Source organism: Hymenobacter duratus (assembly GCF_014698995.1).
Classification (GTDB): Bacteria; Bacteroidota; Bacteroidia; order Cytophagales; family Hymenobacteraceae; genus Hymenobacter; species Hymenobacter duratus.
Genome location: NZ_JACWZZ010000004.1, coordinates 163365 through 189561, shown reverse-complemented (window position 1 = coordinate 189561; position 26197 = coordinate 163365). Strand labels below are relative to the sequence as shown.

The window sequence follows — 26197 nt, the reverse complement described above, 5'->3', positions numbered from 1 at the left end:
ATTATCATGCAGGAATCAGACGTTGAGGAAGTATGCCAGCAGCTGCTGGAAGATATTCAGGATAAGAAGAACAAACTCGTAGTCAGGAAATACGCCGGCTTTCTGGCGAATTTCAACATGGAGAACCGGCGCAATAGTGCGCGCATCAGCCTCATCGACACGTTCCTGCAGCAGCAGGGTGTTACCGTGTGGTGCGGCCGGGAGCAGCGGGAATCCATTGCGGACTTCGACCGGGAGGACTGGATTACGTTCCGCCTCAGCAGGGCAGACCGGGTGGCGGATCCGGCCAGCAGCCGGGGGCAGACCCGCCCGGATGCAGACAGTGGCCGGGAGCAGATTAGCTACGAGCACGCCGGCACGATCATGGTAGCCCGGCAGGACAGTGGCATCAAGCTCTATTCGCATCAGGACGATGCTATCCAGCACCTCAACGACAAAATCACTAAGACCGGTCAGTACCCATTTGCGGGGCTGCTGGTGCTACCGACCGGGGGCGGCAAAACACTGACGGCAGCGTACTGGCTATGCGTGAACCTGCTGAACCAGCACAAGAAAATCCTGTGGATTGCGCACCGGCATGAGCTGCTGGACCAGGCCAAACTCACTTTTCATGAGCGGCTGGCCTACCAGGATATTCTGCATAATCGGCAGTCATTTAATTACCGCATCATTTCCGGCATCCATGACAAGCCGGTCCGGATTAAGGCCTCCGATGATCTGATTATTGCCAGCAAGGACAGTTTGAACGCCGGCTTCGACTACCTGCTGAAAAAATGGCTGTCCAAACAGGAGGAAGTTTTCCTGGTGATTGACGAGGCCCACCACGCCACGGCCAGAACCTACCGCAAGCTGATCGATGACATTCGCAGCAGCGTCCCGCGGTTCCGGATGCTGGGGCTGACAGCAACGCCCTTCCGGACGGCCGAGGAGGAAAAAGGTTTGCTTGCGAAGGTTTTCCCGGACAATATTGTCCACAAGGAGGATCTGCGCACGCTCATTCACCGCGGCATTCTCTCGGACCCGGTTTTTGAGAGCGTCGACACCGATTTCGACATGACCAGCCTGTTCAACGAGCAGGAGCTGGACCGGCTGGCACATTTCGACATCAGCAGCATCGGGGAGCAGACGGCCAAAACCATTGCTCAGAATGACCAGCGCAACTGGTGTATCGTGAACCAGTACTGTAAGCACCAGACCAGGTACCGGCAGACGCTGGTGTTTGCGCTGAATCAGGATAATGCCATTGCCTTGAAGAAGCTGTTCCAACAGCAGGGGGTGCGCTGTGAGTACGTGCTCTCCTCCATCCGTGACGAAGCCACGGGCACCACCATTTCCAGCAAGGGCAACAAGGACATCATCCGGCGCTTCCGGGCTGGGGAGTTGGACGTGCTCATCAACGTGAACATCCTGACGGAGGGCACGGACCTGCCCAATGTGCAGTCGGTGTTTCTGGCCCGGCCCACCGTATCGGCCACGCTGATGACGCAGATGATCGGGCGGGGTCTGCGGGGCGAGAAGGCCGGCGGCACGAAGCAGGCCTACATTGTCAGCTTCGTGGACAACTGGCAGGACAAGGTGCAGTGGGTGAATCCGGAGCGGCTGCTGATTGAGGAAAACACGGATTTCAGCGATAAGCAGAAGAGCAGCCAGCAGCAGTTGGTACGGCTGATTGCCATCAGCAAGATTGAGGAGTTTGCCATGCTGGTGAATGCCAGCATGGACAGGGCCGCGCGGGAGAAGCTGGAGCAGCTGACCTTCACCGAGCGGCTGCCGCTGGGCATCTATCATTTCTCCCTACTCACCCAGAGCGGGCAGGAAGCGCTGGAAAAGAACTGCGAAATCCTCGTCTACAGCAATATCGGGCAGCCATACGCTGACCTGATGCAGGCGCTGCCGGACCTGCTGGCGGACCTGCAGGCGCCGGTGGCCGACTATCTGTCGGATGCGCAGCTGGAGCAGATCAGCCAGCTGGTGGAGCAGGAGCTTTTTGAGGGCCACGACCTGTATCCGGGCTACAGCCGCCAAGATGTAAAGGACGTGGTGCAGTTCTACTACCAGAATGGCGAAGCACCCGGCTACATTGCGCTGGAGGACCGCGCCAGATTCGACATCAGCCGCGTAGCTCAGGAGATTATGAGCAGCGGTATGCCCCGCCCGGAGGAAGAGGTTTACAAGAGCCGGCTCTGGGATGAGCAGGAGTCGCAGTGGCGGCTCTTCTTCGGCCGGGACAAGCGCTACTTCCTGAACGAGCTGGACCTGGCCATCCGGCGGCTGGCCAACCCGGACCTTTACCGGCGGCCCACCACGCTGCCGACCGACCAGAAGGAGTTCCGGCGGCTGGAGGAGTTGAGCATGGGTGAAATCCGGGAGCAGAATCAGGCCTACTGGAGAAAACTCAGAGACGAAGTGTTTGAAAAGCACCGGGACGCGGAGGGCTACTACGTCAGCGCGCAGGGCAACTTCCGCAGCAAGAATAAGCTGGCCTTCCAGATAGACCACATCAGGGCCCTCAGCCGGGGCGGGCTTACCACACCGGATAATCTGCAGCTGCTGACCCGCCGGCAGAACGCGCTGAAGGGGTCTTCCTAGTGGCGGCTATAACTACCTCGCGAGCTATCTATCATTGGCGTTTTAAAGCGTTAGCGCATGCCCGTAATCATTGTTGAAAATGACGAATCTGAGTGGGACGATGCCACGGGGGAGAGTTATCACTTCCCCAAAAGGTACCTGCAGTATTTACAGCCGGGTACACCCGTTATCTACTACAAGGGCAAGCAACGAAGTAACCAGTATGCCCACGTTCGACTAGATAAGAACCCCTATTATTTCGGGGTAGCGGAAGTTGGGAAGATTACGCCTGACGGCAATAGTTCGAAAGGTGACCACTACTGTGAAATCCTTTATTACCGAAGCTTTGAACAGGCCGTGCCAGCTAGCAACCCAGTGACGAGGGAAACATTAGAAGTCATTCCGGCCTCTAGAGCGAGCAACTTTTGGCGGGATGGAGTAAGGCCTTGTAGCCAGGAAGTATTCGACCGAATTCTTGAAGCGAGTGGGCTTATTGTGCTACCGCAGCAAGTGGTGCCGGTTGAGACGAACGATGACAGGCAAGGCGTGGCCGATGCCTACGAAACCATTGTTGAAGATGGGACGGGGCGCAAGGTTTATGGCACCCGCTACGAGCGAAATCCCCGGCTACGGGCCCGGGCGCTTCAGGTGCATGGGCCGGTGTGCAAAGGCTGCGGCTTCGACTTTGAAAAGGTATATGGTGCACATGGCCGCGGGTACATCCACGTGCATCATCTAAACCCAATTGCTAGCACTGGCGGCATGTTGGCTGTCAATCCGCAACATGATATGACAGTGCTGTGCGCTAACTGCCATTCGATGATTCACCGGTATCCTAAAAAGATGCTCAGCCTGCCAGAGTTGCAGGCTATTATAGCTCGTCAACACCCTTCTTTAGCTTTTCCGCCCTAATTTGACTTATAGAGCATCTGCTCTGAACAAGTGTCAAATAGGCCCATTTTCTATCCAATCCGTCTTCCATGTACATTGTAATTGATACCAATATTTTTTTCAATGATTGGACGTTACACAAGGATTTGGCGCAAGCATTTCTTGATTACGTTCGCAAAACGAGAACTAAGGTCATGATGCCAAGAGTTGTCATGGATGAAGTCCGTGTCAACTATCGTCAGGAGCTTGAAGAGAGAATCAAGTCATATGAACGCAGTTGTCGTGAGCTGAATGGCATGGAGCTTCAGCGAACAGAGCTTACTGATTTGTCAATAGATATTGATGCGAAGCTTGATGAATATGTCGAATATATTTTAGAAAGGCTTCGCATTGATGAAGGGAATGATATTATCGATTACAGCGCTGGCTTACTGGAAAAAGTAACTGGACGTGCAATCCACAAACGGAGTCCTTTCAATAGTGTTAACCAACGTGAATTCAAGGATGCACTGATATGGGAATCAGTGCTTGAAGTTGCTGCTTTCATTGAGGAAAATCATGAACAACAGCCTGATGACAGGGGACTCACGTTCATATCAAACGATAGAGCATTTAGTATTAGTAAAGACAAGCCCAAGATTCTTCATCCAGAACTAAAGGAAGACCTAATGGACTTTCCTAATGTGGATTTCAATTTTTACAATGACTTTGAAAGCTTCGTAGCTGCTCACCATACTCCAATTGCTGCTATTACGAAAGAGGCTGTTTTAAATCATATCGAAGCATCCGATTTTCTCTCCAAGTTCTTTGATGATGTCATCGTCAATCTAGATGAAGCAGTCGAATTAATTAAGGGATACAATCCCAGCTTAGAATTTCCTCACTTACATGATGAACTGTATAACAAAATAGTATCAAGACAAGATGCCAGTATCGCGAGGCAGCTACTAATGTTTGTTTACCTGTATAAGGAACCGGAAAAGACAATAGTATTCCAACGATTGGAGGTGCTGCAGCTCGCGGAAGTAAGCTACTATGAACCCTATGTTTCAACTGAAATTAGTAAAATTACATTAAAACTAAGTTTTAGGGTGCAAGTCACTATTCCTTATGAAAACCAGGCTTTTGGTGAAGTGTCCATTGACAATGCTGACCTTAATCCCGGACCTGGTATTTATATTCTGAGACCTCCATCTGAGCAGCGTATAGCCAAAAGCATAAGAGTTTTCCCGCGCCGGAAATGAATTAGATAATGAGCTTATACTGTAGGCGCAATCACATGATTTATGTTCATCTTGAACCAAGACGAGCGAGCCACCTGGCCCGCTCGTCTTGGTTTAAGATGCTGGGGTGGCAGTCACAAGCCGTGGGTGAGGGGGAACAGAATGGTGGAGCGGGTGAAGCGCAAGGCCTCGGCGGGCTGTTGGGCGAGGTAGGTGTCGGCGACGTATTCAAAGAGTAGGCCGGAGCCGAGCCGCTGCAGGTGCCGGCGTGGGACTGTGACGGGGTAAAAGTCGTGGCCGTGGAAGTCACGCTGGAAAGTGAACGTGAAGGAGCTGTTAAGGGGACGGTTAGGAGGAAGCGGGCATTGCTTTCGTGCTGCATGGCGGCTTGGATGAGTAAAAGCGTTATTTACCGAAGTGACCAAGCCTACTTCCCATAGCTCGTCCCATGACGTGATGCGGGCGGGGGTGCGGTGCTGAGTTTGGCCTTGCCAGGGAGCAGTTTGGCCTTTAGGTGAGAGAGCGGCGGCTACCTGGACGGTGGCGCGGCCGTAGCGGAAGTTGAGCTTGTCGAGTTGCTGCATGAGGGCCACGGATTGGGGACGGGTGATTTCGGGGCCTTTCTCGAAGAGGTTGAGCTGAGGCTGGCCAGCGGCTTCGAACCCATCGAAGTCGACACCGGCCTTGACGTAGATGGTGCCGGGTTGCCAGATGCGCAGCAGGATGGCGTGGGCGTAGCTTACCAGGTCAAGGGTGTTGCTGGTGGTGGCGGGCAAGGTGATTTGGGCGGAGCTGGTGTGCGGGGGCGGCGTATTGCCGAAGCGGTTTTGACTGAAGGACGTGGGCCACGGAGCCTTGCTGGCGCAGCTTTTCGGCAGCGCGGGAGGGAAAGGCAGCGACGGCAGCTAGCAAGCTGGCGATGATTACGCGGGGGATGTTGGAGTAACAGACTTTTGAACCAGACTTTTTTCCAGGTAATCGATAATATCGTTCCCGAGGCTGTCGTTCAGCACAGCTCCATTACCCAGCACCGGAGCAAAGTAGGCGTGCCCTTCGATGGCGATATCAGGTGCCCAATGGCTGTCAGAATACCGACGACGGATTTCGGCTGGGGCTTTGCCGGCGCGAGGATAGAGCAGCACACCGTGGCCGGCTTTCCACAGATGGCAGTAGGCAAAAATCTGCTGCATGTCATCGGAAGAGGGACGGTGGTTTTTGGGCAGCTTCCACTTGGTATCGAGAATGAACGTGTGGCTTACTTCTGCTGGTTTGGCGCCGGTTGTTAGCGTGAGCACCAGATCGGGACGGATGCTGATACCGGGCCAGAATACCCTGGAGTTTTGGAGCCGGACGTGGCCGCGGCGCTTTGCGGCGGCGCGCTGCAGGTGGCGGGCGACGTAGCGCTCGAAGAGCGTATTCATATCAAAGAGCAGCGCTACGGCTTCCGTACGGCCGCTTCGGAGCGTGGGACTATGGCCGCGCAGCAGCAACAGGGCCAGCTCCAGGGCTTTGTGGTAGCGCTCGGTCTTGCGGTTGAGCTGGGGAGAATCGGCGGGTACAGCTACCGGGGGCAGTTCGGGCCAGTGAAGCAGCAGTGCCCGGGTACGGGCAGCCAAGGCAGGGCTACGGACCTGACCAGTGGCCAGCTGCAGGGCCATTCGAATCAGGGAGTTGAGCGGGTGGGCGTGGTCGTAGGTCTGGTGGCGGGTGAAGAACCGCTCGCCGTGGGTGAGGTTATGGGTGATATGCTGCTGAAAGAGCAGCCGCCCTTTGAGGGCGGAGCGGTTGCCGTCGGTGGTGTGGTACTGCTTGACGAGGCCCTGGCGCAGCAGGCTATCAGCCTCCTCTACCAGCGCAGCTACGAACAGGTCGAGCATGGCGTGGGGCGAGTGCGCCAGGTGGGCCGCGTCGGGTACGGCGACGGAGAGGTCGTGGACGTAGGCCAACATCTGCAGCAGTACCTGGCGCCAGTGATCATCAGCTTCCGGAGAGCTGGTGCGGCGCACATCGTCGGTCTTGGGCAAAATTTCGAGCAGCAGGCCGGTCACCTGGATAACACCGACGAACTGGTTGAACCGCAGGCTGCTGTGCAGGCGGGTAAACCAATTGGCATTTTGCTGCAGCTGCAGCCGGTCGAGGGCATCGAGATGGGAAGGCAGCAGCTCCGGATAGCGAGAGAGCGGCAGGGTTTCGTACTCGTAGGCCGTCAGGCAGAAGGGCCCCGACTGGCTCATGGCTTTTTGGTGTAAATATTCTGGAAGTGTTGGATGCTCCAGTCGGCGGTGCTGATTCCGTAGAGACTCCTCCCCTCCCCATCGGGTTCGTCTTCAAATTCCAGCAAGGGTGAATCGGCGGCCGCAGTTTTTACCACGAAATCGGGCCCCAGGATCTGCCCAATTCGGCCCCAGTTACCATAGAAGTACTCCTGGAGTTGAGGAATGACCTTGTTGCGGAACGCTTGGCGCAGCTGCTCGAGGCTCCCCACGCCCATCAGCCAAGCGTGGCCGAGGCGGTAGTCGCGGCCCAGCAGATACTCCAGGCGCTGGTTGATGACACCGAGCAGGCGCTGCAAATCAACTCCAGTAAATTTGACGGCCTTCAATACCAGCGTTGGGTCCTGCCCTTTCTGGACCGCATCCCATAGTGGCCCCTGCTCCGATTGCGTTGTCAGGGGGCAGCCCAGCAACTCGTAGAGCGGCAACTCGGCGGCGCGGTAGGTTTTATCGGCCCAGGCAAGCTCCTCGAAGCGCCACCACAACCGCGCCACCATTTGAGCCGGACTCAGCAACTCGGGCAGCGGCGGCATCTCGACAAAGGCGAACCGGCGCCGTAGGGCCGTATCCAGGGCTTCCACGCTGCGGTCGGCGGTGTTCATGGTGCCCAATAGGTGCAGGTTGGGCGGGACGGAGAATTGGTTTTTGGAATATGGCAGCTGCACAGATTGCTCGTCGGTCTGGCCGGCGCGCTTATCGTCTTCTAGCAGGGTGATGAGCTCTCCGAAAATGCTGGCCACGTTGCCGCGGTTCACTTCGTCGATGATGAGTACGAAGCGGGCCAGCCCATCGGCAGCTGTTATGGGGGCCAGCGCGACGGCATCGGGGTTTTGCTCGGCCGGGAAGCGCTGCTGTTCGAAGGCTTTAAAGTCCCGGAACAGTGCCCACTGCAGGGAGGCATTGGGGCCGCCGATATCGAGCATTTTCTGGTTCATGGGTACGATGTCCTCGGCGCGCTCGTACTTCTCATACACCAGGGCCGACCACTTCTTGCCGACGCTAAAGGAGTACTGTGAGCCTTCGTGCTTCATGACGATAACATCCCCGCTCTTGATGCCGGTGATTTGCGCCTTGGCACCCGTCATGGTTTTGACCGGGACAGTAGTACCCGCCGGATTGAGCTGCTGCTGCAGGTGCTGGATGTAGGCTGCGTACACCGTGTCAAAATCAGCAACGGGCGCGGCGGCAGTGGCCGCCTGGCCGGGGTACTGCCAAGCGCGTTTGGCGGTCTGACTAAGCTGCTGGAATACGCCGGGCTCGACGCGGTAGGCGAGTTTATCGCCGGTGAGCTTAGGTTTGATGCCCTCGACAAAATCCTCGTAGCTGAAGGACTGGTGGAACGTGACGAACTGCAGCTGCTCCGTTTTCCGGTATTTATCCAGCTCTGCGCGCAGTAGCTTATGCCGGTGCTGGTATGCATCCTGCACATCCGACACCGGCTTGTTTTGCAGCATGGCCAGGGCCCATTCGGCGGTGGAGTAGGTTTTGCCGGTACCGGGGGGGCCGTAGAGAATCTGGTTGAGCGGGTGCACGGAGGTTACGTTGGCTAGGCGCTGTTTGGCAGCTGCTTTAGAATCGTCGCGGATTTTTTCGGCGATTAGGAAGGTCTTCAGAAGTTTCTTTATCAGCATGTTCAGCACCATGCTTGCTCCCACTTTTTCGGAAGTGGAATTTACAGCAGAAAGCGGGATTCCAGCCAGCTTGAGCCACTCTCCGGGAAGATGGGCATGGCTGATGAACTGGCCACCGTTGCTTAGCCAGGCCTGGCGAATCTGGTCACCGGCTTGCTCGACTTCTGCTTTGGTTCGCTCATCGTTGGTGTTGCGACCAAACCAGCGGTTTTTTCCGCCTTCGCCATTACCTGACCGAAAGCCCGGATACAGAAATGCCGCATCTTCCAGAAAATGGCTCAGGGCAACACCGACCAATTCAGCGCCTGGCTGGCGGGTTATGGTGAGGTAGGAAAAGGGCACTTCTATGCCCTTTTTAGTTTTCCAGTTTGAAAGCCTCAAACCGAGCGGTTCATTGGCGGAACCACGATGCCACGTGAACTTTTGAAGGGCTTCCGGGCCCGAACCACCAGGGTGCACAATACGATAGTCCTGGTAATCTATATCCAGGGGCTGGATGGTCAGACTTGTATCACGAATAATGCTGATCAGATTATCCAGATGCGAACTGCTGATCTGAGCCAGCGGAAAATGATTTGAATTCATAGATATAGAAAATATGCCCGGCTTACCATAGGTAAGCCGGGCTACTCCTCTTTGGAGTTACATTATGGTTATGAAACTTATTGGGGGCAGCTACTTATGCGGGGTCTACGTCAGGTAATTCGTCGTTACTGATTACATCAGCCATCCTTTCGGCCTGCTCCAGCACCAGATCAATAGCGTCCTCCTGTTTATCGGGTGGGTAGTGGTAGCGGCGGAGCGTGATACGCACCAGGTTACGCAACCGGGCGCGGACGCTTTCCCGCTTCTGCCAGTCGATGCTGGCGTTGCGTTTAATCTTATCAAGCAGCTCGGCAGCAATTTTGCGTAGCACGTCGGCGCCCAGGGTGCCGGCGCTGCCGTTGTCGTTCAGCGCGTCGTAGAAGGCCATTTCGGCGGTATTCAGGCCCAGGGCCACGCCCCGCTGGTCGGCCTCGCGCAGCTCCTTAGCAAGCACTACCAAATGGTCCACCAAGTCGGCCAGCTGCACGGCACTACGGATAACGCGGTTGCGGTAGTCCTCAATGGTCTTGTCCAGCCGGTCCGTAAACAGCTTTTCCTGCACCAGGTTGGTGCGGGTGCGGGCGTGTATCTGGTCGTGCAGCAGCTTTTGCAACAGTTCCACAGCCAGATGGCGCTGGGGAAGGTCGCGCATTTCGTCCAGGAAGGTATCCGACAGGATGCTGATGTCGGTAGGCTCCGCCTGTACGCCGGCCAGCGTGAACACGCTCTGCACGCCGGTTGGATAGATAGCCCGGTCCAAGAGGAACTTTAGCATAAACCGGTTATGCTCGTGGTCCAGCTTTTCTTCTGGCGTGGAGCTTTCCGTGATAAAGCCGCGAACCGCTTTATAGAAAGCCACCTCGTTGTCCAAGGCCTTGGCTTCGTCAAGCGAGCTGCATAGCCCGTATGCTTTGGTGGCGGCCAATACCCGGTCGAAAAACTCCTTACGCTTCTCTTCCTCCAGTTCCAGCACGTAATTACTAACCTCCCGTAGCCGAGACAGGCTTTCGGTTAGAAACGTGCTCATGTACTCGGCTCCGCGCAACAGGTAGCGCACGTCGCGCACGGCTTCCTGCAGCTGCTTCAGGGCTTGATCTACGTCGATAGTGAGCGTGTCGGTACCCACGGCTTCGGTGCCGGTTTTACCGCCCTCGGCGGTGTAGGTCTTCAGTGCCCGTTTCAGCTCGGTGGCAATGCCGATGTAGTCGACGATAAGCCCACCGGCTTTGTTCTTGAACACCCGGTTCACCCGCGCAATGGCCTGCATGAGGTTGTGGGCCTGCATGGGTTTGTCGATGTACATGGTATGCAGGCTGAGCACGTCGAAGCCTGTCAGCCACATGTCGCGCACGATGACGAGCCGCAGCTCGTCGGCGGGATTCTTAAAGCGCTTCTCAAACTGCTTGCGCACGCCGGGGGCGTACACGTGCTGCTTAATATGCTCTTTATCGGCGGCCGAGCCGGTCATTACCACCTTGATTACGCCCTTCTTGGGGTCTTCGTCGTGCCACTCGGGGCGCAGCTTCACAATGGCGGTGTAGAGGCGGGCGCAGATGTCGCGGCTCATGCCCACAATCATGGCCTTCCCGCCGTTTTGGATGTTGCCAGCGGCTGAGCGCTCCTCAAAGTGCGTCACGATATCCTGGGCTACCAGCGCCAAGCGGGACTCGGCGCCTATTACCTTTTCCAGCTTGGTCCAGCGGGCTTTTTCCTGCTCCCGGCGGACTACATCTTCCTCGCTTTCCAGTACCTCTTCAACCTCCTCGTTGATTTCGGCTATTTCCTGAACGTCGTCTACCAAGTGCAGCTCGGCCAAGCGGCTTTCATAGTAGATGGGCACGGTGGCCCCGTCGCGCACGGCATCCTCAATGTCGTAGACACTCACGTAGGGACCGAATACCTGGCGCGTGTCTGCGTCGTCGGTTTCGAGCGGGGTGCCGGTGAAGCCCACGAAGGTAGCCAGCGGCAGCGCATTGCGCAGGTGGCGGGCAAAGCCAGTTTTATACTCCCCACTCTTCTTGTCGAGGCGGCTGCTCAGGCCGTACTGCGAGCGGTGCGCCTCGTCGGCAATGACCACGATGTTTGTGCGGTCGGAGAGCTGGGGAAATGCCTTTTCACCGGGCAGCGGGCTGAACTTCTGGATGGTAGTGAAAAACACGCCGCCCGAGGGCCGGTCGGCCAGCAGGGCACGTAGATGTTCCCGGTCGTAGGCCTGCACGGGCGCTTCTTTCAACACGCTCTGGGCATTCGCGAACTGCTGGAACAATTGCCCATCCAGGTCGTTGCGGTCAGTTACGACGACCAGCGTGGGGTTGCGCATTTCGGGCTGCTGACGCAGCTTGCCCGCGAAGCAGGCCATCGAAATGCTCTTGCCCGAGCCCTGCGTGTGCCACACGATGCCACCCTTGCGCGAGCCCAGCGCCACGGCCTGGGCGCGGTCGGGCTGGAGCAGGCGACCAGCGTAAGGCTCGGGCTCGTCGTGCATCAGTGTTTCAGTGGTGCCCGGCGTGGCGGCGGCCCGGATGGTGGCCTGCACAGCCGTACGCACAGCGTGGAACTGATGATAGGCGGCTATTTTCTTGATCAGGGTGCCGTCGGCGCCGGGCTCGAACAGCACGAAGTGGCGCAGGTAGTCCAGGAACAAGGCCCGGTCGAAGAAGCCGCGCACCACGGTTTCAAGCTCATATTCCAGCTGGGGCTGGTCCCGCTCGTTGCGGATGGTACGCCAAGGCATAAACCGCTCCTTGTCGGCCGTGAGCGAACCTACGCGGGCATGCCGGCCGTCCGACACCACCAGAGCCACGTTGGGCAGGAACAAGTCGGGCAACTCCTGGCGGTAGGTTTGCAGCTGCTCGTGGGCCTTCCATACGTCGGCCTCGCGGTCGAGAGGGTCTTTCAGCTCCAGCACAGCCACGGGTAGGCCGTTGAGAAAGCACACCAAGTCAGCGGTACGGTGGCGGCGGTTGGGGTGCATCCGAAACTGGCTAATCACCAGCCAGTCGTTGCGCTCTACGTCGTTAAAATCCACCAGCCAGGCCCGGTCGCCGCGCAGGCCGCCATCGGGGGCGGGTACATCTACGGGCACGCCGTCGGTGAGCCAGCCATGCAGCAGGCGGTTGCTTTCTACTGGCAGCGGGTCCTGGGCGCGCACCACGCGCTCGGCCGCTTCCTGCACCACGGCCTCGGACAGGTTAGGGTTGAGGCGGCGCAGCGCCCGTAGCAGCCGCTCCGGCAGGTGCGCCTGCTTGTAGCTGCTGCGCTCCGGCGTGGGGCCGTTGGGCGACACGTCGGGGCCGTGCGCGATGGGCCAGCCGGTTTCGTGGAACCACTTGAGGGCTTCTTCTTCAAGGGCACTTTCAGAAACCATAATGCTTCATTATATAGCGGTTATCAGCTAATTCAACTATTGAGTCAAGAACTTCAGTGCTTATGCCTCGGCGTAGTATAATTCGTCGCGCACGATTCTGTAGCTCGGTCTTTTTGACTTCCGAATTTGGCCAGTCCAACGGCGGGTCTAATTCAAACAGCCCTGCCAACGACTTAGCAGCCGTTTCTATTTCTATTCTTGGGGAGTCAGAGGCTAATTTTAAAAGGACCTCTTGATAAGCAATAACAGACTCATCAGCAGCTTGTAATTTGGCTAGGTCGTTGTCTGTCTGAGATGGGTTTACAGGTGGATTTTCTACTGGCAACTGAGGTACAACAGTATCTATCACATCATTTACCCCGTCTATCAATTGTTGTGATTTAATTTTTTCGGCTTGCTCAATAGAGTATTCCTGCGTGATAAAATTGCAATAGTTTGACGCTCCGATAATGTCGGGAAACAAGCTACCGTGGTGTACGTTCATTTGGCGTAGGAATTGCAAGCATTCCTGGCGACCAGTATTAGGAATATAGATTTTGATGATAAAATCAGCGGGGGTCTTCGTTGTTCTATCTTCTACATTAAAGCTCTCAACATCAATATCCAATTCTGTGTTGCTACCTAATGACTCCAGTAGACATGCTTCGGTGGTGTTTTCAAAGGGTGCTACTGTAAAAAGACCTGCTTGAGCTACAAGCCTGCCGTATGCATCACGCTTTGGCTGGACAATATCAATCTTGTGAGGAGTGTCACTTTCAAGATACTCCTCACTAAGCAAGTAGTTTTTATTTAGCGCATAAATCACCCGCGCATGATTCGCTTCGTCCTTAGTTTCATAACGAACATCAGGACTTTCAAAGGCAAAAAACAACGCCACATAGGGAGACAAAGTCCAGTCAATTAGCGGCGTTGCTAATCCGTGGTGCTGTCCCACTGACCACAATTCATTTATAAACTCTTCGTCTACCAAGTCGTAATCGTTCAGACGTGCTCTGACAGCCTGTCTGAATAGCTCGATTTGCTTATTGTAGTTTGCCTCACGAACGATGCCATTATCATACCTGGCAAGTGACGGGGCCAATGCCCAATCATATCTGCGTTGCCCTCTAAAAATAAAGTCCGCCTGATGTTCTTTAAAAAAAGGCTGCCTTAATAGACCAGGCAATTCTTCCCAACTTTCGATTCTAGTAACAGGAATTCGAGAGTTTACGTCTGTGCCTAATATAGCAAAATCCGGAAAAAGTGGCACGTCATCTAGCGGGCCTTTTGTTTTAGCTGGTCCTTCGAATATAGGTTTCATGTGACTTTAAGAATAGATCAGACTAACAATTCTCCTGACAGGAGTTTTGGTAAGAGCTCATCGCGCAGTGTGGCGAGGTAGCGAGATTCCCGGCGTCTATTTTCACTTTGTGAATAAAGTTCGCTCGCTTGCTTATGGTACGCTTGTAGAATAGCGGAGTCAATTGGCCAAGCAAACTCCCGTTTGCCAATAATGCTTGGGTTTACGGTTGGGTAAGCAGCTCCATCAGCAACGTGCCCGAGATGCTCTAGCATCTTCTTGGATGTTACCGCTGAATAGATAAAGCTCCAAGGAGCTTTTGTTGGAGAAACGACCGCAAATCCGGTTGAAACAATCATTTCGGGTGTTGGCTCAAGGCAAAGGAAATATGCTCCCCGGTCTGGTCGAACAGTAGAAATAACAGTATCACCGTGCCGTACTCGACGCTTGGCTCTGCTTGGTTCCTGGCCCGGCTCATAGCGCGTAATGCTGCCAATTTCTCCACGATTGACTTCGGCAATTTCCACATAGTCGATATGTGCCAATGTGTCGCGCTTTGAAAGTGTCCAGTCATTAATGGCGGCCAACGAATCGACTGTTTCCCAAGACCACCCCACCGGCGCCTCCCCTAGTGCCGACGCCTCCAGCTCCGCCGGAAACAGCGCCAGCAGCTCCGGCGTGAGGCCGAAGCGTCGGCAGATGCTGTCCGTTGGCTCGCCGCTGGCTTTAGCCCGCACCGGGTCAAAATCCACGAACCACGACTGAAACAGCGCCCGCGCCATCTGCTCCAGCGTGGCGTTCAGTTGGCGGTTTAGCTCGATTTTGTCGTCCAGCGTGCCGAGGATGTGGGCAATACGGCGTTGCTCTTCTAAGTCTTCTGGATAGTCAATTTCGACCTTTAGAAGCTCCGACTGTCTAATGCCTAAAGCAGTAGTGCCCGTGGCACGAATCTGTAGGCGATTCTGGACTATGGGAGACGTTAAAGCATAGTATAGATATCGGCTGTCTATAACGTCCTTCTTGGCTCTCAGTCCAAAAACACGCTGACCTAGGACGAATTTGAACTCCTGTTCTGGTAGTAAATAAACCTCACCTAATGGCGCTTCTGAAGTGAGCAAAATGTCTCCTGGCTCAAGCTCAGTTGGCATCCATCGGCGGTATAATTTGTTGTCAGTATACCTTAAATCGTTTCGCCCTATTATTTCTCCAGTCTTAACGTGCTTAGCAGAAAGCACGGGGACGCCGGCCAGAGAAAATTCACCCCCAAGCTTTGTTGGCGTTTTACCTCTGTGGTCAATAATTAATTCCAGTAGGTTTTCTATAGGCTCACGCATAGTATTTAGATGTTATATCCAAGTTGACGCAGGTTGGCGCGTATATCGACATTCAATGCATCACCTTTATCCATTAGGAAGTCTAATTTTTCAACCAGTTGAGGCATGACAACCTCAAACGCTTCGCCCTGGCGCTCCTTGACTTCGGCGCCTACGTAGCGGCCGGGCGTCAGCACGTAGGCGTGGGCAGCAATGTCGGCCGTAGTGGCGCTTTTGCAGAAGCCGGGTATGTCCTCGTAGCCCTCGCCGCGCTGCCAGTTGTGGAAGGTTTCGGCAATTGTTGTGATGTCGTGCGCCTTGAAGTCGCGCAGCACCCGGTCCTTCATGTAGCCGATTTCGCGGGCGTCGATGAAGAGGGTTTCGCCGTGACGGGCGCGGCGGCCGTCACGGGCAGCCTTGCTTTTGCTCATCACCCAGATGCAAGCCGGAATCTGGGTATTGGTGAAGAGCTGGCCGGGCAGGGCCACCATGCACTCCACGTGGTCGTCGTCGACCAGCGCCTTCCGGATGTCGCCCTCGGTGTTGGTGTTTGACGACATGGAGCCGTTGGAGAGCAGCAGGCCCATTGTGCCCGTGGGGGCCAGATGGTAGAGCATGTGCTGCATCCAGGCAAAGTTGGCGTTGGCGTTGGGCGGCACCGCAATGGTCCAGCGGGGGTTATCGCGCACCTGCTCCACGCCCCATTCCTTGAGGTTGAAGGGTGGATTGGCCATCACATAGTCGGCCTTCAGGTCCGGAAACTGGTCGCTGAGCAGCGTATCGCCCAAGCGAATATCGGCCTCGATGTTGCGAATCACGAGGTTCATCTGGGCCAGACGCCAGGTGGTGGGGTTGCTCTCCTGCCCGTACACCGACACCTTGCGCTTGCGCTCCTCCACCAGCCGCTGGTACTCCTTGGAGCTGCGGTCCTTCACCCGTTGCTGCCAGGTGCGGGGCTGGTAGGGCTGCTGGTCGGCGTGCTCCTCAATGAACTTCTCGCTCTGCACGAAGAATCCCCCAGAGCCGCAGCAGGGGTCGTACACGCGGCCCTGATAGGGCTGCAGCAGTTCCACGATGAGTGTTACCACTGATTGGGGCGTGTAGTACTGCCCGCCCTTCTTGCCCTCGGCGCTGGCAAATTCGCCCAGGAAATACTCGTACACGTGTCCCAGGATGTCCCTAGCTTTCAGCTCGCCGTGTTTAAAAGGAATGCCAGCTACTAAGTCGAGCAGGCGGCCCAGTTTGTCGGGGTCGAGCTCCAGGCGGGCGAAGTCCTTGTTCAGTACGCTCTTAAGCCGCTTGTTATCGTCCTCAATGGCCTGCATGGCCCGGTCGAGCAGCACGTCCAAGCCCTTGAACTTTTCGGGCTTCCCTTTCGGATTATCCTTGTCGATACTGCCCGGCTCAATCAGGGGCGGTCCATCTAATATGATTAGCGGCTCGCCGGGCGCCAGCTTGGCGTTGGCCTGCAAAAACTCCCACCGGGCACGGGGCGGCACCCAGAAGATGTTTTTCTCGGTGTAGTTGTCGCGGCGCTCCAGCTCTTCCTTTTCCAGCGCCTCGTCGCCGCCCAGGTAGTAGTCGCTGTTTTCGTCCTGAAACTCGCGCTGCAGTTCGTCGCGGCGGTCTTTGAAGGAATCAGAAATGTACTTGAGAAAAACCAGGCCCAGCACTACGTGCTTGTACACGGCGGCATCGAGGTTGGAGCGAAGCTGGTCGGCCGAGTTCCAGAGGCGGCGGTCTAGGTCGCGGAAGAACTGCTGGTTATCTGCGGGTTGGGACATTGGAGGGGGTAAGAAGGATAATTGCAAGGGGTAGCCAGTAAGTAGAATGGCAAAGACACGAGGGTAAATCTATGCAATGCGCCAGTGTGCAGCACCACTTGAGGCGGCTGTTTGCAGTATTTTTCAGGGTATCGGATATATGTCGCTCCTTCTTCCTCTGGCAGGGAAAGGAGCCCGTCAGTGTATAGCAACGGAAAAAAACGTATAGCTGCTACAGTTATTGCCAGCTATATACGAACCCGTTTTATGTAAACTTTATTAACATCCAATGCTACAGGTGCGGTGTCTTCCAAGAGGCAAACCTCCTTGCCGAGCGCGGCTACGCTTACCTTGAAGTTGCGTGATTCCATCAGCTTCTTAATAGCGTTATCTGTTCGTTCCACTAAATCAAGTATGAAGAGGATCTTGATATAAGCGTCAGTGCCCGGAACAGACTTTTTACCGATGATCAGCTTCCTAATGTCATTTATTATAGAATCACTTTGATTTTGTCCAAACTTCATCCCGTTGCTGACGGGCACAATTGATTTAACCTCCGCCACTATGGCTGGCGTGTTAATATGGATATCGAAACCATTAGAGTTTGGCTTTGCCCCATCAACTGTGTCCATTACCTCTTGTATAGCTGTCTCATTAAGTTGAAAGTGCGTGCCTAGCCATTGGGCGGCTGCAATAGTTGCTTTGAAAGTCAAGACATTATTTATATCAGCAACTGCGCTCTTAAGCTCAAGTAGATCATCTTGCGTGAGGGCTGCATAAAAGTCCTTGTCTACCCCTGTCAACTTAGTCAGGTGATAATTTAGCTTCCTTCGCAACTCAGTTAGACGGCCATTATAGTTTTTCATATTTCACACTTTACCAGAGCCCGATACAATAGAATCTATCCATAAACAGATTAGGCTTGAAGTTAGGGCTTTGCGAGAAGATGCTATCTAAGTGTTTGGGCTCTTGAGGCAAATAATGGATAAATTCTATATTTCTTTTACTGGCTGGGAGCTGGTGAAAGGCAGTATAATCACGCGGTGAAATCTACCGCAGCTGGCATGATGGCAACAGATGGTATTCACGCGCCGAGGTGCTTCGGGTTATCAATTCCCAGCTTGTCGGCGAAGCGGTGGGTGGCCTGTTGGTGGCGGCGGGTTATGTACTGCTGGACGGCTTCGGAGGGCTGCCAGTCGGGCCGGGGGTGGCGGTGGATGGCCTGCTGCACCTCGTGGCGCTGCTGCTCGGCCTGCTCGTCGGTTAGCAAGCCACGGCGGTGCTTCTGCTTGATTAGCGTGAGCTTGTCGCGCAGGTGCTGGGCGTTAGGGTGGCTGTCGGGAATCATCAGGGCCACGTTCTGCACCAGCGCGGGGGCGGCCTGCTGCAGGTGGTGGAGGGTGACGGCCTCTTGGCTGATGGCCTGGGCTTTCTGGTCGAGGTGGTGGTTTTCGAGGTGGCGGGCCTTCTGGTCGAAGTATTTGTTGAGCAGGCCGTAGATGGTAGCCGGGTCGAGGGCGTTGTAGAACCGGGTGCCGCTGGTACGGGCTTGCTTGAAGGCCAGAATAATATCCTTTACGCTGTCGTGGGTGTAGGTCTGGGCCAGGGTGTCGGCCATTTCCAGAATGTCAGCGGCATCGGGCTTGTCGGCTACCCGCACGCTGTCGACGAAGGCGCGCAGGATGATGACCAGCAGCCGGACTACGACGTCCTCGCCCAACTGCTTCTTCAGCTGGAACAGCTTGGCGGCGGCGGCGGCCCGGGCCGGCGTGAGGCCCACCGACACCTCGGCCAGCATCAGGCGCGCGTCGGGGTTGGAGGTTCTGGCCAGCTCACCTATCCCACTTGGAGACGTAGCCAGTGCCAGCAGCGACACTTCCGGCCGGTTGCTGGTAGAGGGAGCCGTCAGGGCGGCGCTGGACGTTTGGAGCGAGTTTGAGGCGGTTATCGGCGGCGTCATTGAGCATGAAGCGTTTGGCGGTGGCAACCCAATCTTTGCGGCGGGGTTCTTCGCCGGTTTTCCGGTCGCGCCAGGTGGCAACGAGCTGGTGGTAGTGGCGCAGGTCAGCCAGCTCGTAATCGGTGCCCTGGAAAGCCTGGACGAAGGCCGACACGTCGGCAAGGGGGCTCTGGCTGAAAGGCAGATCGGGTAGCGTGGTGCGGCCCCGGCCAGCAGCGGCGCGGGGAGCGGGGGCCGGTGGGTACTGCCCTACCGCCTCCAAATGTCTGCTGCGCACTTCCTTTGGCGCGCCCGGCTTGATGCGCGGCGGCATTTTGGGTGCCAAGCCAGCACCATCAGGCGGAGCAGTGTTGTCGAGCAGCTCCGCGCCTGAAAGCCATTCGCCTTCGAGCACCTCTATTTTTTTTTGGTGCAGAGCGACGTCGCCGTTTACTACTACAAGGTTTACATCTACTGTTTTAGCATATAAGGTGTCTTGGGGCTCTTTTGCCCCCGATGAAGGCGTCATATAAGGCACATCTGCTCTAAGTGCTTTGGCCACTTCTGCCCTCGATAAAGTGGTATCAGGTGGGGCAGAACTGCCCCCGGTGCCGGCTTTCATTAGGGGCACATCTGCCCCCGATAGGTTGAGTAGAACGCACCGGCTTTCCTGGTAGCGAGACTGGCTGGGTTGGTAGGTGAGCAGCCCCCAAGCGTCAAGGTCGTAGAGCGTGGCGCGGTAGGTGCGGCGGTTGCCGATGCGAGCGGCTAGCATTAGCTGCTCGTGGTTGAGGTCGAGGCGGGCGGGAAAGCGGGCGGCGTTCCATTCAAAAAACAAGGCCCAGTAGAGGCTGACGTGCTGGGGCCGGGCCCCGGGGCAGGTGCGCAGGTGCTCGTGAGCGGCGCGGGTGTGAGCCACATAGTTCATGCATGGGATACAGTCAGGGGAATAAAGGGCTCGTCGATGGCCGTAAAGCCGGATACCGACTCGAAGAAATCGAGCTGACGGCCGGCGGTGCGGTGCTTACCACGCAGGGCGGCTTCCACTTCAGACAGGGCATCTAACACCGCCGATTCTAGCAGGCCGGCGTAGCCATACTCGGAGCCAGTTTCAGCGTCGTAGGCCACGTAGGGGCTGATGAGGTTGAGGACCCGGTTGCCGGACAGATGGCGCTGGCCAATGAGCGTGACCCCTCCCCCGTTGCGGCCGATGCTCAGGCCGGTGACGCGGAAGTTTTCGAAGTGCGCAGGCAGTTCTTGGGCCTCGTCATCGGGCCAGTAGTCGGGGGTTTCAGTTAGTTGCTCACACAGCAGGCACATATGCGGAACAAGGCGTTCAAAGCGGTGCTGCAGGTCGGGGTGAATCAGCTCTGGACTGGTGAGCGTGAAGCTGCGGGGCGGCGCGTCCTGGTCGCGCTGCTCGGTGAATTCGGCCAGTAGCTGGCAGTCTTTTATGCGGGCCTTCTGAATGCGGATGATGGACATAACGGCCGCAGGGCCAACGGTGGTGGCGAGTTGCTGGTGCATACCGGTTGGGAGGCAGGATGATGAGTGTGAAAAACAGTGGTGGAATAGCGTTGCTCTGGAGGGGTTTCTCAAGAGGCTGCGGGTGTTGACGCGGTTCCTCGAGCCGGGCACCTCGTCCGCCGTGGAGCCTTTGCCTGACTCATGCCGCAGCCACCTGCATGGTGTGACGATGGTAGCGGCGCGGGTATGCGTCGAGCACGGAGCTACGAAAGCCCCAGTCCCGTTCATTGAGCCGCACGCCCTGGATGCGGCCGGCACGGCGGGCGCGTAGCAGCGCATCAACAGAGAGGCCGATGTAGGCGGCAGCCTGGGCGGTGGACAGCACCTCATCGGGTTTAGCGGTGGTGGCCAGGAGGCGAGCTGCCTCAGCCTGTTCGAGTTTATCGAGGCGGGCCAGATGCTGCCGCCACTCCGTTTCGGGAATGATGATAACGGCTTGCATAGCTAGGCGTCGGCGAGCTGGCGGGCGCGCTCCTGGAGCTGCGCACGGCGAGTGAATTCTTCCTCGGCTACTTCCAGGAAGGTTTCGGCTACGTCGTGGCGCTGTACCTCACCATTTATCGTCTTGTAGATCAACGATACGCTGGCCTTTACGCCACGCTCCCGCAGTCGCGCCAAAGTGGTTTGCACTACTGACGATTTTTGGCCTAACCGTTCCAGCACCTTCCGCATTGGGGTGGCCTCTTTATCCGATACTTTCATGATGTTTGTAAGATTTATGTATATTGTGGTAGCAAAAGCGCTGACACCTACAGTAAACTTACAAAATCTTTACTGTAGCAGTTACAGTATAAAGTAATAAACAATGAAACACACTGAAAAACAGGCAGAAAAGACGCCAGCAGTAGTTTCCAGAATTCAGGAAGTCATGCAACATTACAGCCTCAATGCCAACAGTCTCGCCAAGCGACTGGGGTACGTGGCTACAAGTAAGCTGTATGGAATTTTACAGGGTTCAGCCCCTTCGTTCGGCACGCTTACAGATATCTTGGAGGAATTTCCGGAGGTATCGTCGGACTGGATGGTGCTGGGCCGAGGGCCAATGCTGCGCGGTGCTACGGATGCCGCGCCGATGCAGCTGCAGAAGACGCGAGGCGGTAAGGTGTCAGTAGTAACCGTAGATGATCGGGGCAACGAAAACACGGTGTTCGTGCCTATTCCCGCCCAGGCGGGCTACACCGTGCAGCACAACGAAGCGGTATATTTCGAGCAGCTGGATAACTACCGCCTGCCTGGATTCGAGCGGGGCGAGTTCCGGGCGTTTGAGGTAGCCGGCGACAGTATGGAGCCCACCATCAATCACCGGGACGTGGTCGTGTGTAGCCGGGTTGAGGAGCTGCGGCTGTTGGAACCTGGAGAGGTGTACGTGGTGGTCACGTCGGAGGCAGTGATGCTGAAGCGGATCAAAGTGCAGCTGCGGGCGGCAGACACGGAGGTTACGCTGTACTCAGATAACCCACACCGGTACCCCTACGTGCTGGAGACGCGCGACATTCAGGAGTTGTGGCGGGTGCGTGGCTACGTGTCGAGCTACATTCCCAGTGCGCCGGACGTGACAGTGGAGCGACTGTGGGAAGTCATCGAGCACCTGGGCTTTGACCGGGGCGAAGTGCGGCGCCATCTAGAGGAAAACGCTCCCTCTGACGCCCCCCCTAGAATATAGACAGCTTGTAGAAAGGCTCGTTTTCAACTGATAAACAGATAGTTACCGAGCATTCCGTAGTGCGGTAAAGAGCCCCGACAGGAGGCTCATGATCCTGAAACCGCCTTGTAAATCATTGATTTGCAAGGCGGTTTTTTTCATTTTCCTAGTGCTGCGTGTAGATGAATCCTTGCACGCTGCCTAACGCTCGATTGCGCCTGCGTATATTTAACCTATGAAACGACTCCCTATCTTCAGTTATCCGGTTGCAGCACTGCTTTGCTGCATTATATCGGCGTGCAACGAGAGTGACGCCAAGAAGCAGGACGATCCGAAGCCGACAGCTACCCAGCATACGGTGCAGGTGCGTTATAGCGGCGCCAATATCGAGGGTCTCGGGGCACGTATTTCGGGAGCCGCCATCAGTACTGACGGCCAAACGGTAGTGAACAACTTCGACACGCTGCTTCCGGAAGCAAACGTTTCGGACGTACTGAGCATAGGCCAGGTGCTAACCGTGTATGAGTTCAGCACAACCATCAGTTTTGAGAACCTGCGGACGGCCCGTGCCCCGCTAAATAGCTATCTGGAAGCGGATATTCTGGTAGATGGCCTCGTGAAACGTTCTATACGCATTGACCACGCCACTGCCCCAGGTACAACGTTTGTCACGGCTAAGGCTACAATTAAGCCTGACAGCTGGTAGGCTCTACTGGTCTTTATAAAGCAAACAGGAACAGTCTCTCCAAAACGGGGAGACTTTTTTTATGCACTACCTCATAAATGAAACCGCAGATGAATTACAATCCAGTTTCAAATCTGTAGCCGGAAATAATTAGGATAAATAGCCATTCGCTCAGCAGCAAGTATTTTTGATAGCTCTAATTCCACACAGGCAGCTTTGAATGCAGACTTGCCAGATAATACATCTGCATCAATTTCGGAGACTGTATCCTGATAATACCTAAAACAATTGGATGCTGGCAGCGTACTGAAAAAATATTTGGTAGGTTTGCGCGGTTTGCAATTAAGCCTACTGCTCTTTTTCACTCGTCACAACACCCGATAAACATGGCCCTGGACCTCAGCCAACTCGAAGAAGTACTCAAAAACGCTAAGAACAGCGACATCGTAAAAAAAGAGTTGCGCAAAGCATTGCGCACTGTTTCTACTGCCATTCGCAACCTTAACCAGGCAGTTGAGGAAATGGACACCATTCTTGCTGACGACTACCAGCCAGCTGTGAAAGAGCGTAAGCCCCGCACAGTAACGCCGGGTGGCGCCAAGCGCGGCCGTAAGCCCAAGAACGCTACTCCTGCCGCGTAGCTTTACGCACTCCAACCGATATAAAAAACGCCCTGCCATGATCTAAAGGCAGGGCGTTTTTTATATCGGTTACACTGGCGTTTCCGGCAACGGCATCCAATGCGTTACGCCCTTAATGTAGCGGTCTACACCTTGATGATCCGGCTTAACAAACATGTGCTTGGCCCCTGCATTATCTGGCTTATAAGTCGCGACGGTAATATCCTGCCAGGAGAAAGGAGCATACACCAACACTCGCTGGTTAGCCTCTGGCAGTCGTTCAGTTCGCAAAATCCATGTAGGAGAATCGGTAGCCATGTAGTTGAAGGTGTGGCAATTTAACTTTTGCTTTGAGTAGCAGGTGTAATTACCAAAAAAAGTGGGCAGCCCGCAAATTGCCGGCTGCCCACTTACATGCTACCCACGCTAAGGGTAGCCAACACATCAGCTCCGAATTACACGCAACTGCTTTTTTAAGCCTTCAATCCGGCTTTGTGCTTCGTCGATGCGGCCTTGGTATTCTTCACGAAGCTGCGCCGCATTCTTAGAGCGCGCAAAGAATTCCAGGTTTGTCTTCAGCGTCGAAATATCATTCTCCAGCTCGTTAATTTCCCGACGCAGTGCCTGCTCCTTTTTATAGAGTTGCTGCTGCGAGTCCGGGCTGGACTTGAGCCGTTCCACCTGCAGGTTGAAAAGCAGGTCTGACCGCTCCTCATAAGCCAGGCCGGGTACCATGTCGAGGTATTTGCCCATCAGGGTCTGGAACCGCTCATCGGCACGCTCGGTCGCGCCGAAGGCCTGCCAATCCTGCACGTGCTGCCGGAAGCCTTCCACCGTCCCGGGCTCATCGGCGGAAAGCGTGGCAATGCGGCCCGCCAGCTCATCCAGGAAAGTGGTTTGCTCCTGACTGAGTTGCTGAGCTTTTTCCTGGCGCTGTTTGTGCTCCTGGTTTTTACGGTCAAAGAATGAGTCACACGCTGTACGGAACCGGTTCCATACTTTGTCAGATTGCTTTTCCGGTACGCGGCCGATGGTTTTCCAGTCTTTCTGAAGCCGGATAACTACCTCGCGGCCCTGCTCCCAGTCGGGGTTGGCCAGTGCCGCCTCGGCCTGCTCTATCAGGTCCAGCTTACGCTTCAGATTGGTGTTTTTTTCTTCATCAAGCGCCTTGAAGAACTGGTTTTTGCGCTGAAAGAACCCTTTATACGCGCCCCAGAACTGCTTATTCATGGCTTCTGCCTTGTCGCGGGGAACAAGACCGGCGGCATCCCACTCCTCCTTCAGCTTCTGCAGCTCATCGGTTTTGGCCCGCCACTCGTTCACGCGCTCCGTCTGGAAGTCGCCGAACGGCTTCAGCTGCTCCAGCAGCGCTGCTTTACGGGTCAGGTTGGCATTTTCCTGCGCCGAACGGGAGTCCAGGAATTCCTTTTTGCGGTTGTGCACCTGCTCCGAGGCCTGCAGGAAGCGCTGCCACAGGGGCTCGCGCTGCTCATTTGGCACCGGGCCGATATGTTTCCACTCTTCGTGCAGCTGCCGCAGATCCGTCAGGGCCTTGTTGATGCTTGACTGCCCGGCCAGCGCCTCGGCCCGCACAATAAGGGCTTCCTTCGCCTCCAGATTCCGGCGGCGGTCCAGCTCCTTCATCTCAAAGAACAGGCCGCGGTTGTTATAAAAGATGTCGAGCAGCGCATGATAGGAGTTCCAGAGTTCCTGGGCAGCCTGCTGCGGCACGGGGCCGGTAGCCTTCCAATCGTTCTGCAGCGCCTTGATGCGGGCCGAGCTGTCCTTGGTTTCGGCCGACTCTACCAGCAGCCGTAGCTGCGACAGCAGATGCTCCTTGTGCACCAGATTGCGGGCCCGCTGCTCATCTTCTGCCTTGGCGTCGCGCACGCGGCTTTCCCGGAACTCCTGCATGGCTTTGCTGAGTTCCTGGTGGCTTTCCGGACCGTTATAGGCAAAATCGTCGCCCTCGTTGCCGGCTTCCGTGAAACGCTGGCGAGCAGCAGTCCGGTCCGCCTGAACTGCGGTATCATACTGGCGGTACAAATCCGTAATCTGCTTGCGATTCTGACGCGCATCGGGGCGGCGCAGTAAGGCGAGCAGGTACGAACTCTGTGCCGCCAGATCCAGCGAAGCAAAATCCGGCGCGGCCGTTTCGGGCACAAATTCCTCCTCGTCCTCCAGAGCATGATGCTGCGCTTCGGCAGGCATGTTGTCGGGCGTGGCCGGGGTTTCGGAAGACGTCGGTAGTGTAGCGACTCCCTCTGGCGCGGCTTCGATTTCAGCTGCGGCATGAATGTCTGCTACTGGCAGGTCGGCATCAGGGGTAGCGGCTGGCTCCGGCTCGCTGGGGCCGGTCAGGGCTTCCGGCTCGGGCGCTACGGTAGCGTCCACTGGCTGCGCCGTGGGCGCACCAGCCAGCGCTTCCGGCTCGGGCGTAAGCGGAGTGGCCGCGTGGGCCGAAGCATCCAGCGCCTCCTGAACATGTGCGCTGACTACCCCCGGATTGTCGTTGCCATAATGCGCTTCGGCGCGGGCCTGCGGCTCGGACACGTTCGGATCATGGCTGGGAGGAGCCACTTGCTGCGTCGCGGAAGCAGAAGCCGCCGGCTGAAGTACCGGTGTCTCGGCCGTACCGGCGTCGGCAGGCTGGCCGGGCTGCGGGTGTGTTTCCGTGGCCGGGCGCTCCAGGATGTCATCATCGGCCTGCACGGCCGGAGCAGGCGCAGAAACCGGCGCGGATGGAGCCGGGTCCACGCCCTGCTTCGACCGGATTTCGGCGAGCCGGCGCTCCAGAATGCTCATCGGCGACTCCTGATTGGCATCGGAGCTTGCGGGGACGGGATTATCGTTTTCGGGTAGCATAAGTTCAGATGGTATGGCCTGGCCGG

The 26197-nt window shown here is 56.1% G+C and carries 21 protein-coding genes; 6 read left to right on the top strand and 15 right to left on the bottom strand.

Annotated elements, in window-relative coordinates; genetic code table 11:
- The first annotated feature begins 6 nt into the window (after positions 1-6).
- From IC231_RS16840 to IC231_RS16830, 3 genes are all read left to right on the top strand, one after another.
- The gene (locus tag IC231_RS16840) at positions 7-2589 is read left to right on the top strand and encodes a DEAD/DEAH box helicase family protein (protein WP_190785662.1); all 2583 of its coding nucleotides are present in this window, start codon (positions 7-9) and stop codon (positions 2587-2589) included.
- A gap of 57 nt (positions 2590-2646) precedes the next feature.
- Positions 2647-3480 (top strand): HNH endonuclease, encoded by an 834-nt coding sequence (locus IC231_RS16835; protein WP_190785661.1) that lies wholly within the window; start codon positions 2647-2649, stop codon positions 3478-3480.
- 68 nt (positions 3481-3548) lie between these two features.
- Positions 3549-4703 (top strand): PIN domain-containing protein, encoded by a 1155-nt coding sequence (locus IC231_RS16830; protein WP_190785660.1) that lies wholly within the window; start codon positions 3549-3551, stop codon positions 4701-4703.
- A gap of 113 nt (positions 4704-4816) precedes the next feature.
- Here the strand turns inward: IC231_RS16830 and IC231_RS16825 are convergent, their stop codons facing one another.
- The 13 genes from IC231_RS16825 to IC231_RS16765 form a co-directional block, all read right to left on the bottom strand.
- Positions 4817-5560 (bottom strand): DUF4113 domain-containing protein, encoded by a 744-nt coding sequence (locus tag IC231_RS16825; RefSeq protein WP_394368208.1) that lies wholly within the window; start codon positions 5558-5560, stop codon positions 4817-4819.
- Between the two features lie 45 nt (positions 5561-5605).
- The gene (locus IC231_RS16820) at positions 5606-6916 is read right to left on the bottom strand and encodes an McrC family protein (protein WP_190785658.1); all 1311 of its coding nucleotides are present in this window, start codon (positions 6914-6916) and stop codon (positions 5606-5608) included.
- Positions 6913-8928 (bottom strand): AAA family ATPase, encoded by a 2016-nt coding sequence (locus IC231_RS16815; RefSeq protein ID WP_317173288.1) that lies wholly within the window; start codon positions 8926-8928, stop codon positions 6913-6915. Before IC231_RS16815 ends, IC231_RS16820 begins: the two co-directional genes overlap by 4 nt.
- 337 nt (positions 8929-9265) lie before the next feature.
- Complete coding sequence (locus tag IC231_RS16810) at positions 9266-12538, bottom strand: type I restriction endonuclease subunit R (protein WP_190785657.1); 3273 nt, start codon at positions 12536-12538, stop codon at positions 9266-9268.
- Positions 12528-13838 (bottom strand): FRG domain-containing protein, encoded by a 1311-nt coding sequence (locus IC231_RS16805; RefSeq protein WP_190785656.1) that lies wholly within the window; start codon positions 13836-13838, stop codon positions 12528-12530. Before IC231_RS16805 ends, IC231_RS16810 begins: the two co-directional genes overlap by 11 nt.
- A gap of 17 nt (positions 13839-13855) precedes the next feature.
- Complete coding sequence (locus IC231_RS16800) at positions 13856-15151, bottom strand: restriction endonuclease subunit S (protein WP_190785655.1); 1296 nt, start codon at positions 15149-15151, stop codon at positions 13856-13858.
- A gap of 5 nt (positions 15152-15156) precedes the next feature.
- On the bottom strand, positions 15157-16914 hold the full coding sequence (locus IC231_RS16795) for a class I SAM-dependent DNA methyltransferase (RefSeq protein ID WP_190785654.1): 1758 nt from the start codon (positions 16912-16914) through the stop codon (positions 15157-15159).
- Between the two features lie 227 nt (positions 16915-17141).
- On the bottom strand, positions 17142-17759 hold the full coding sequence (locus tag IC231_RS16790; protein WP_190785653.1) for a hypothetical protein: 618 nt from the start codon (positions 17757-17759) through the stop codon (positions 17142-17144).
- 218 nt (positions 17760-17977) lie between these two features.
- Positions 17978-18769, bottom strand: coding sequence for a hypothetical protein (locus IC231_RS16785; RefSeq protein ID WP_190785652.1), 792 nt, complete (start codon positions 18767-18769; stop codon positions 17978-17980).
- Complete coding sequence (locus tag IC231_RS16780; protein WP_190785651.1) at positions 18726-19760, bottom strand: hypothetical protein; 1035 nt, start codon at positions 19758-19760, stop codon at positions 18726-18728. Before IC231_RS16780 ends, IC231_RS16785 begins: the two co-directional genes overlap by 44 nt.
- On the bottom strand, positions 19757-20359 hold the full coding sequence (locus tag IC231_RS16775) for a hypothetical protein (protein WP_190785650.1): 603 nt from the start codon (positions 20357-20359) through the stop codon (positions 19757-19759). The genes IC231_RS16780 and IC231_RS16775 overlap by 4 nt, the downstream gene beginning before the upstream one ends.
- A gap of 139 nt (positions 20360-20498) precedes the next feature.
- The gene (locus tag IC231_RS16770; RefSeq protein WP_190785649.1) at positions 20499-20801 is read right to left on the bottom strand and encodes a MerR family transcriptional regulator; all 303 of its coding nucleotides are present in this window, start codon (positions 20799-20801) and stop codon (positions 20499-20501) included.
- A 2-nt stretch (positions 20802-20803) separates the two neighbouring features.
- A complete protein-coding gene (locus IC231_RS16765) occupies positions 20804-21061 on the bottom strand; it encodes a hypothetical protein (RefSeq protein ID WP_190785648.1) in 258 nt (85 codons plus the stop codon).
- A 166-nt stretch (positions 21062-21227) separates the two neighbouring features.
- Between IC231_RS16765 and IC231_RS16760 the strand changes: the two genes are divergently transcribed.
- The 3 genes from IC231_RS16760 to IC231_RS16750 all read left to right on the top strand — a co-directional run bounded on the left by IC231_RS16760 (position 21228) and on the right by IC231_RS16750 (position 23327).
- Positions 21228-22022: a S24 family peptidase gene (locus IC231_RS16760; protein WP_211539136.1), complete on the top strand. Its 795-nt coding sequence runs from the start codon at positions 21228-21230 to the stop codon at positions 22020-22022.
- 214 nt (positions 22023-22236) lie between these two features.
- Positions 22237-22707, top strand: coding sequence for a hypothetical protein (locus IC231_RS16755; protein ID WP_190785646.1), 471 nt, complete (start codon positions 22237-22239; stop codon positions 22705-22707).
- Positions 22708-23072: 365 nt separating this feature from the next.
- On the top strand, positions 23073-23327 hold the full coding sequence (locus tag IC231_RS16750) for a hypothetical protein (protein WP_190785645.1): 255 nt from the start codon (positions 23073-23075) through the stop codon (positions 23325-23327).
- Positions 23328-23396: 69 nt separating this feature from the next.
- Here IC231_RS16750 and IC231_RS16745 read toward each other — a convergent pair whose 3' ends face one another.
- Both IC231_RS16745 and IC231_RS16740 read right to left on the bottom strand, forming a co-directional pair.
- Positions 23397-23624, bottom strand: a complete 228-nt coding sequence (locus IC231_RS16745; protein ID WP_190785644.1) for a DUF551 domain-containing protein — start codon at positions 23622-23624, stop codon at positions 23397-23399.
- A 126-nt stretch (positions 23625-23750) separates the two neighbouring features.
- A complete protein-coding gene (locus tag IC231_RS16740; RefSeq protein WP_190785643.1) occupies positions 23751-26171 on the bottom strand; it encodes a DUF349 domain-containing protein in 2421 nt (806 codons plus the stop codon).
- Positions 26172-26197 lie beyond the last annotated feature (26 nt).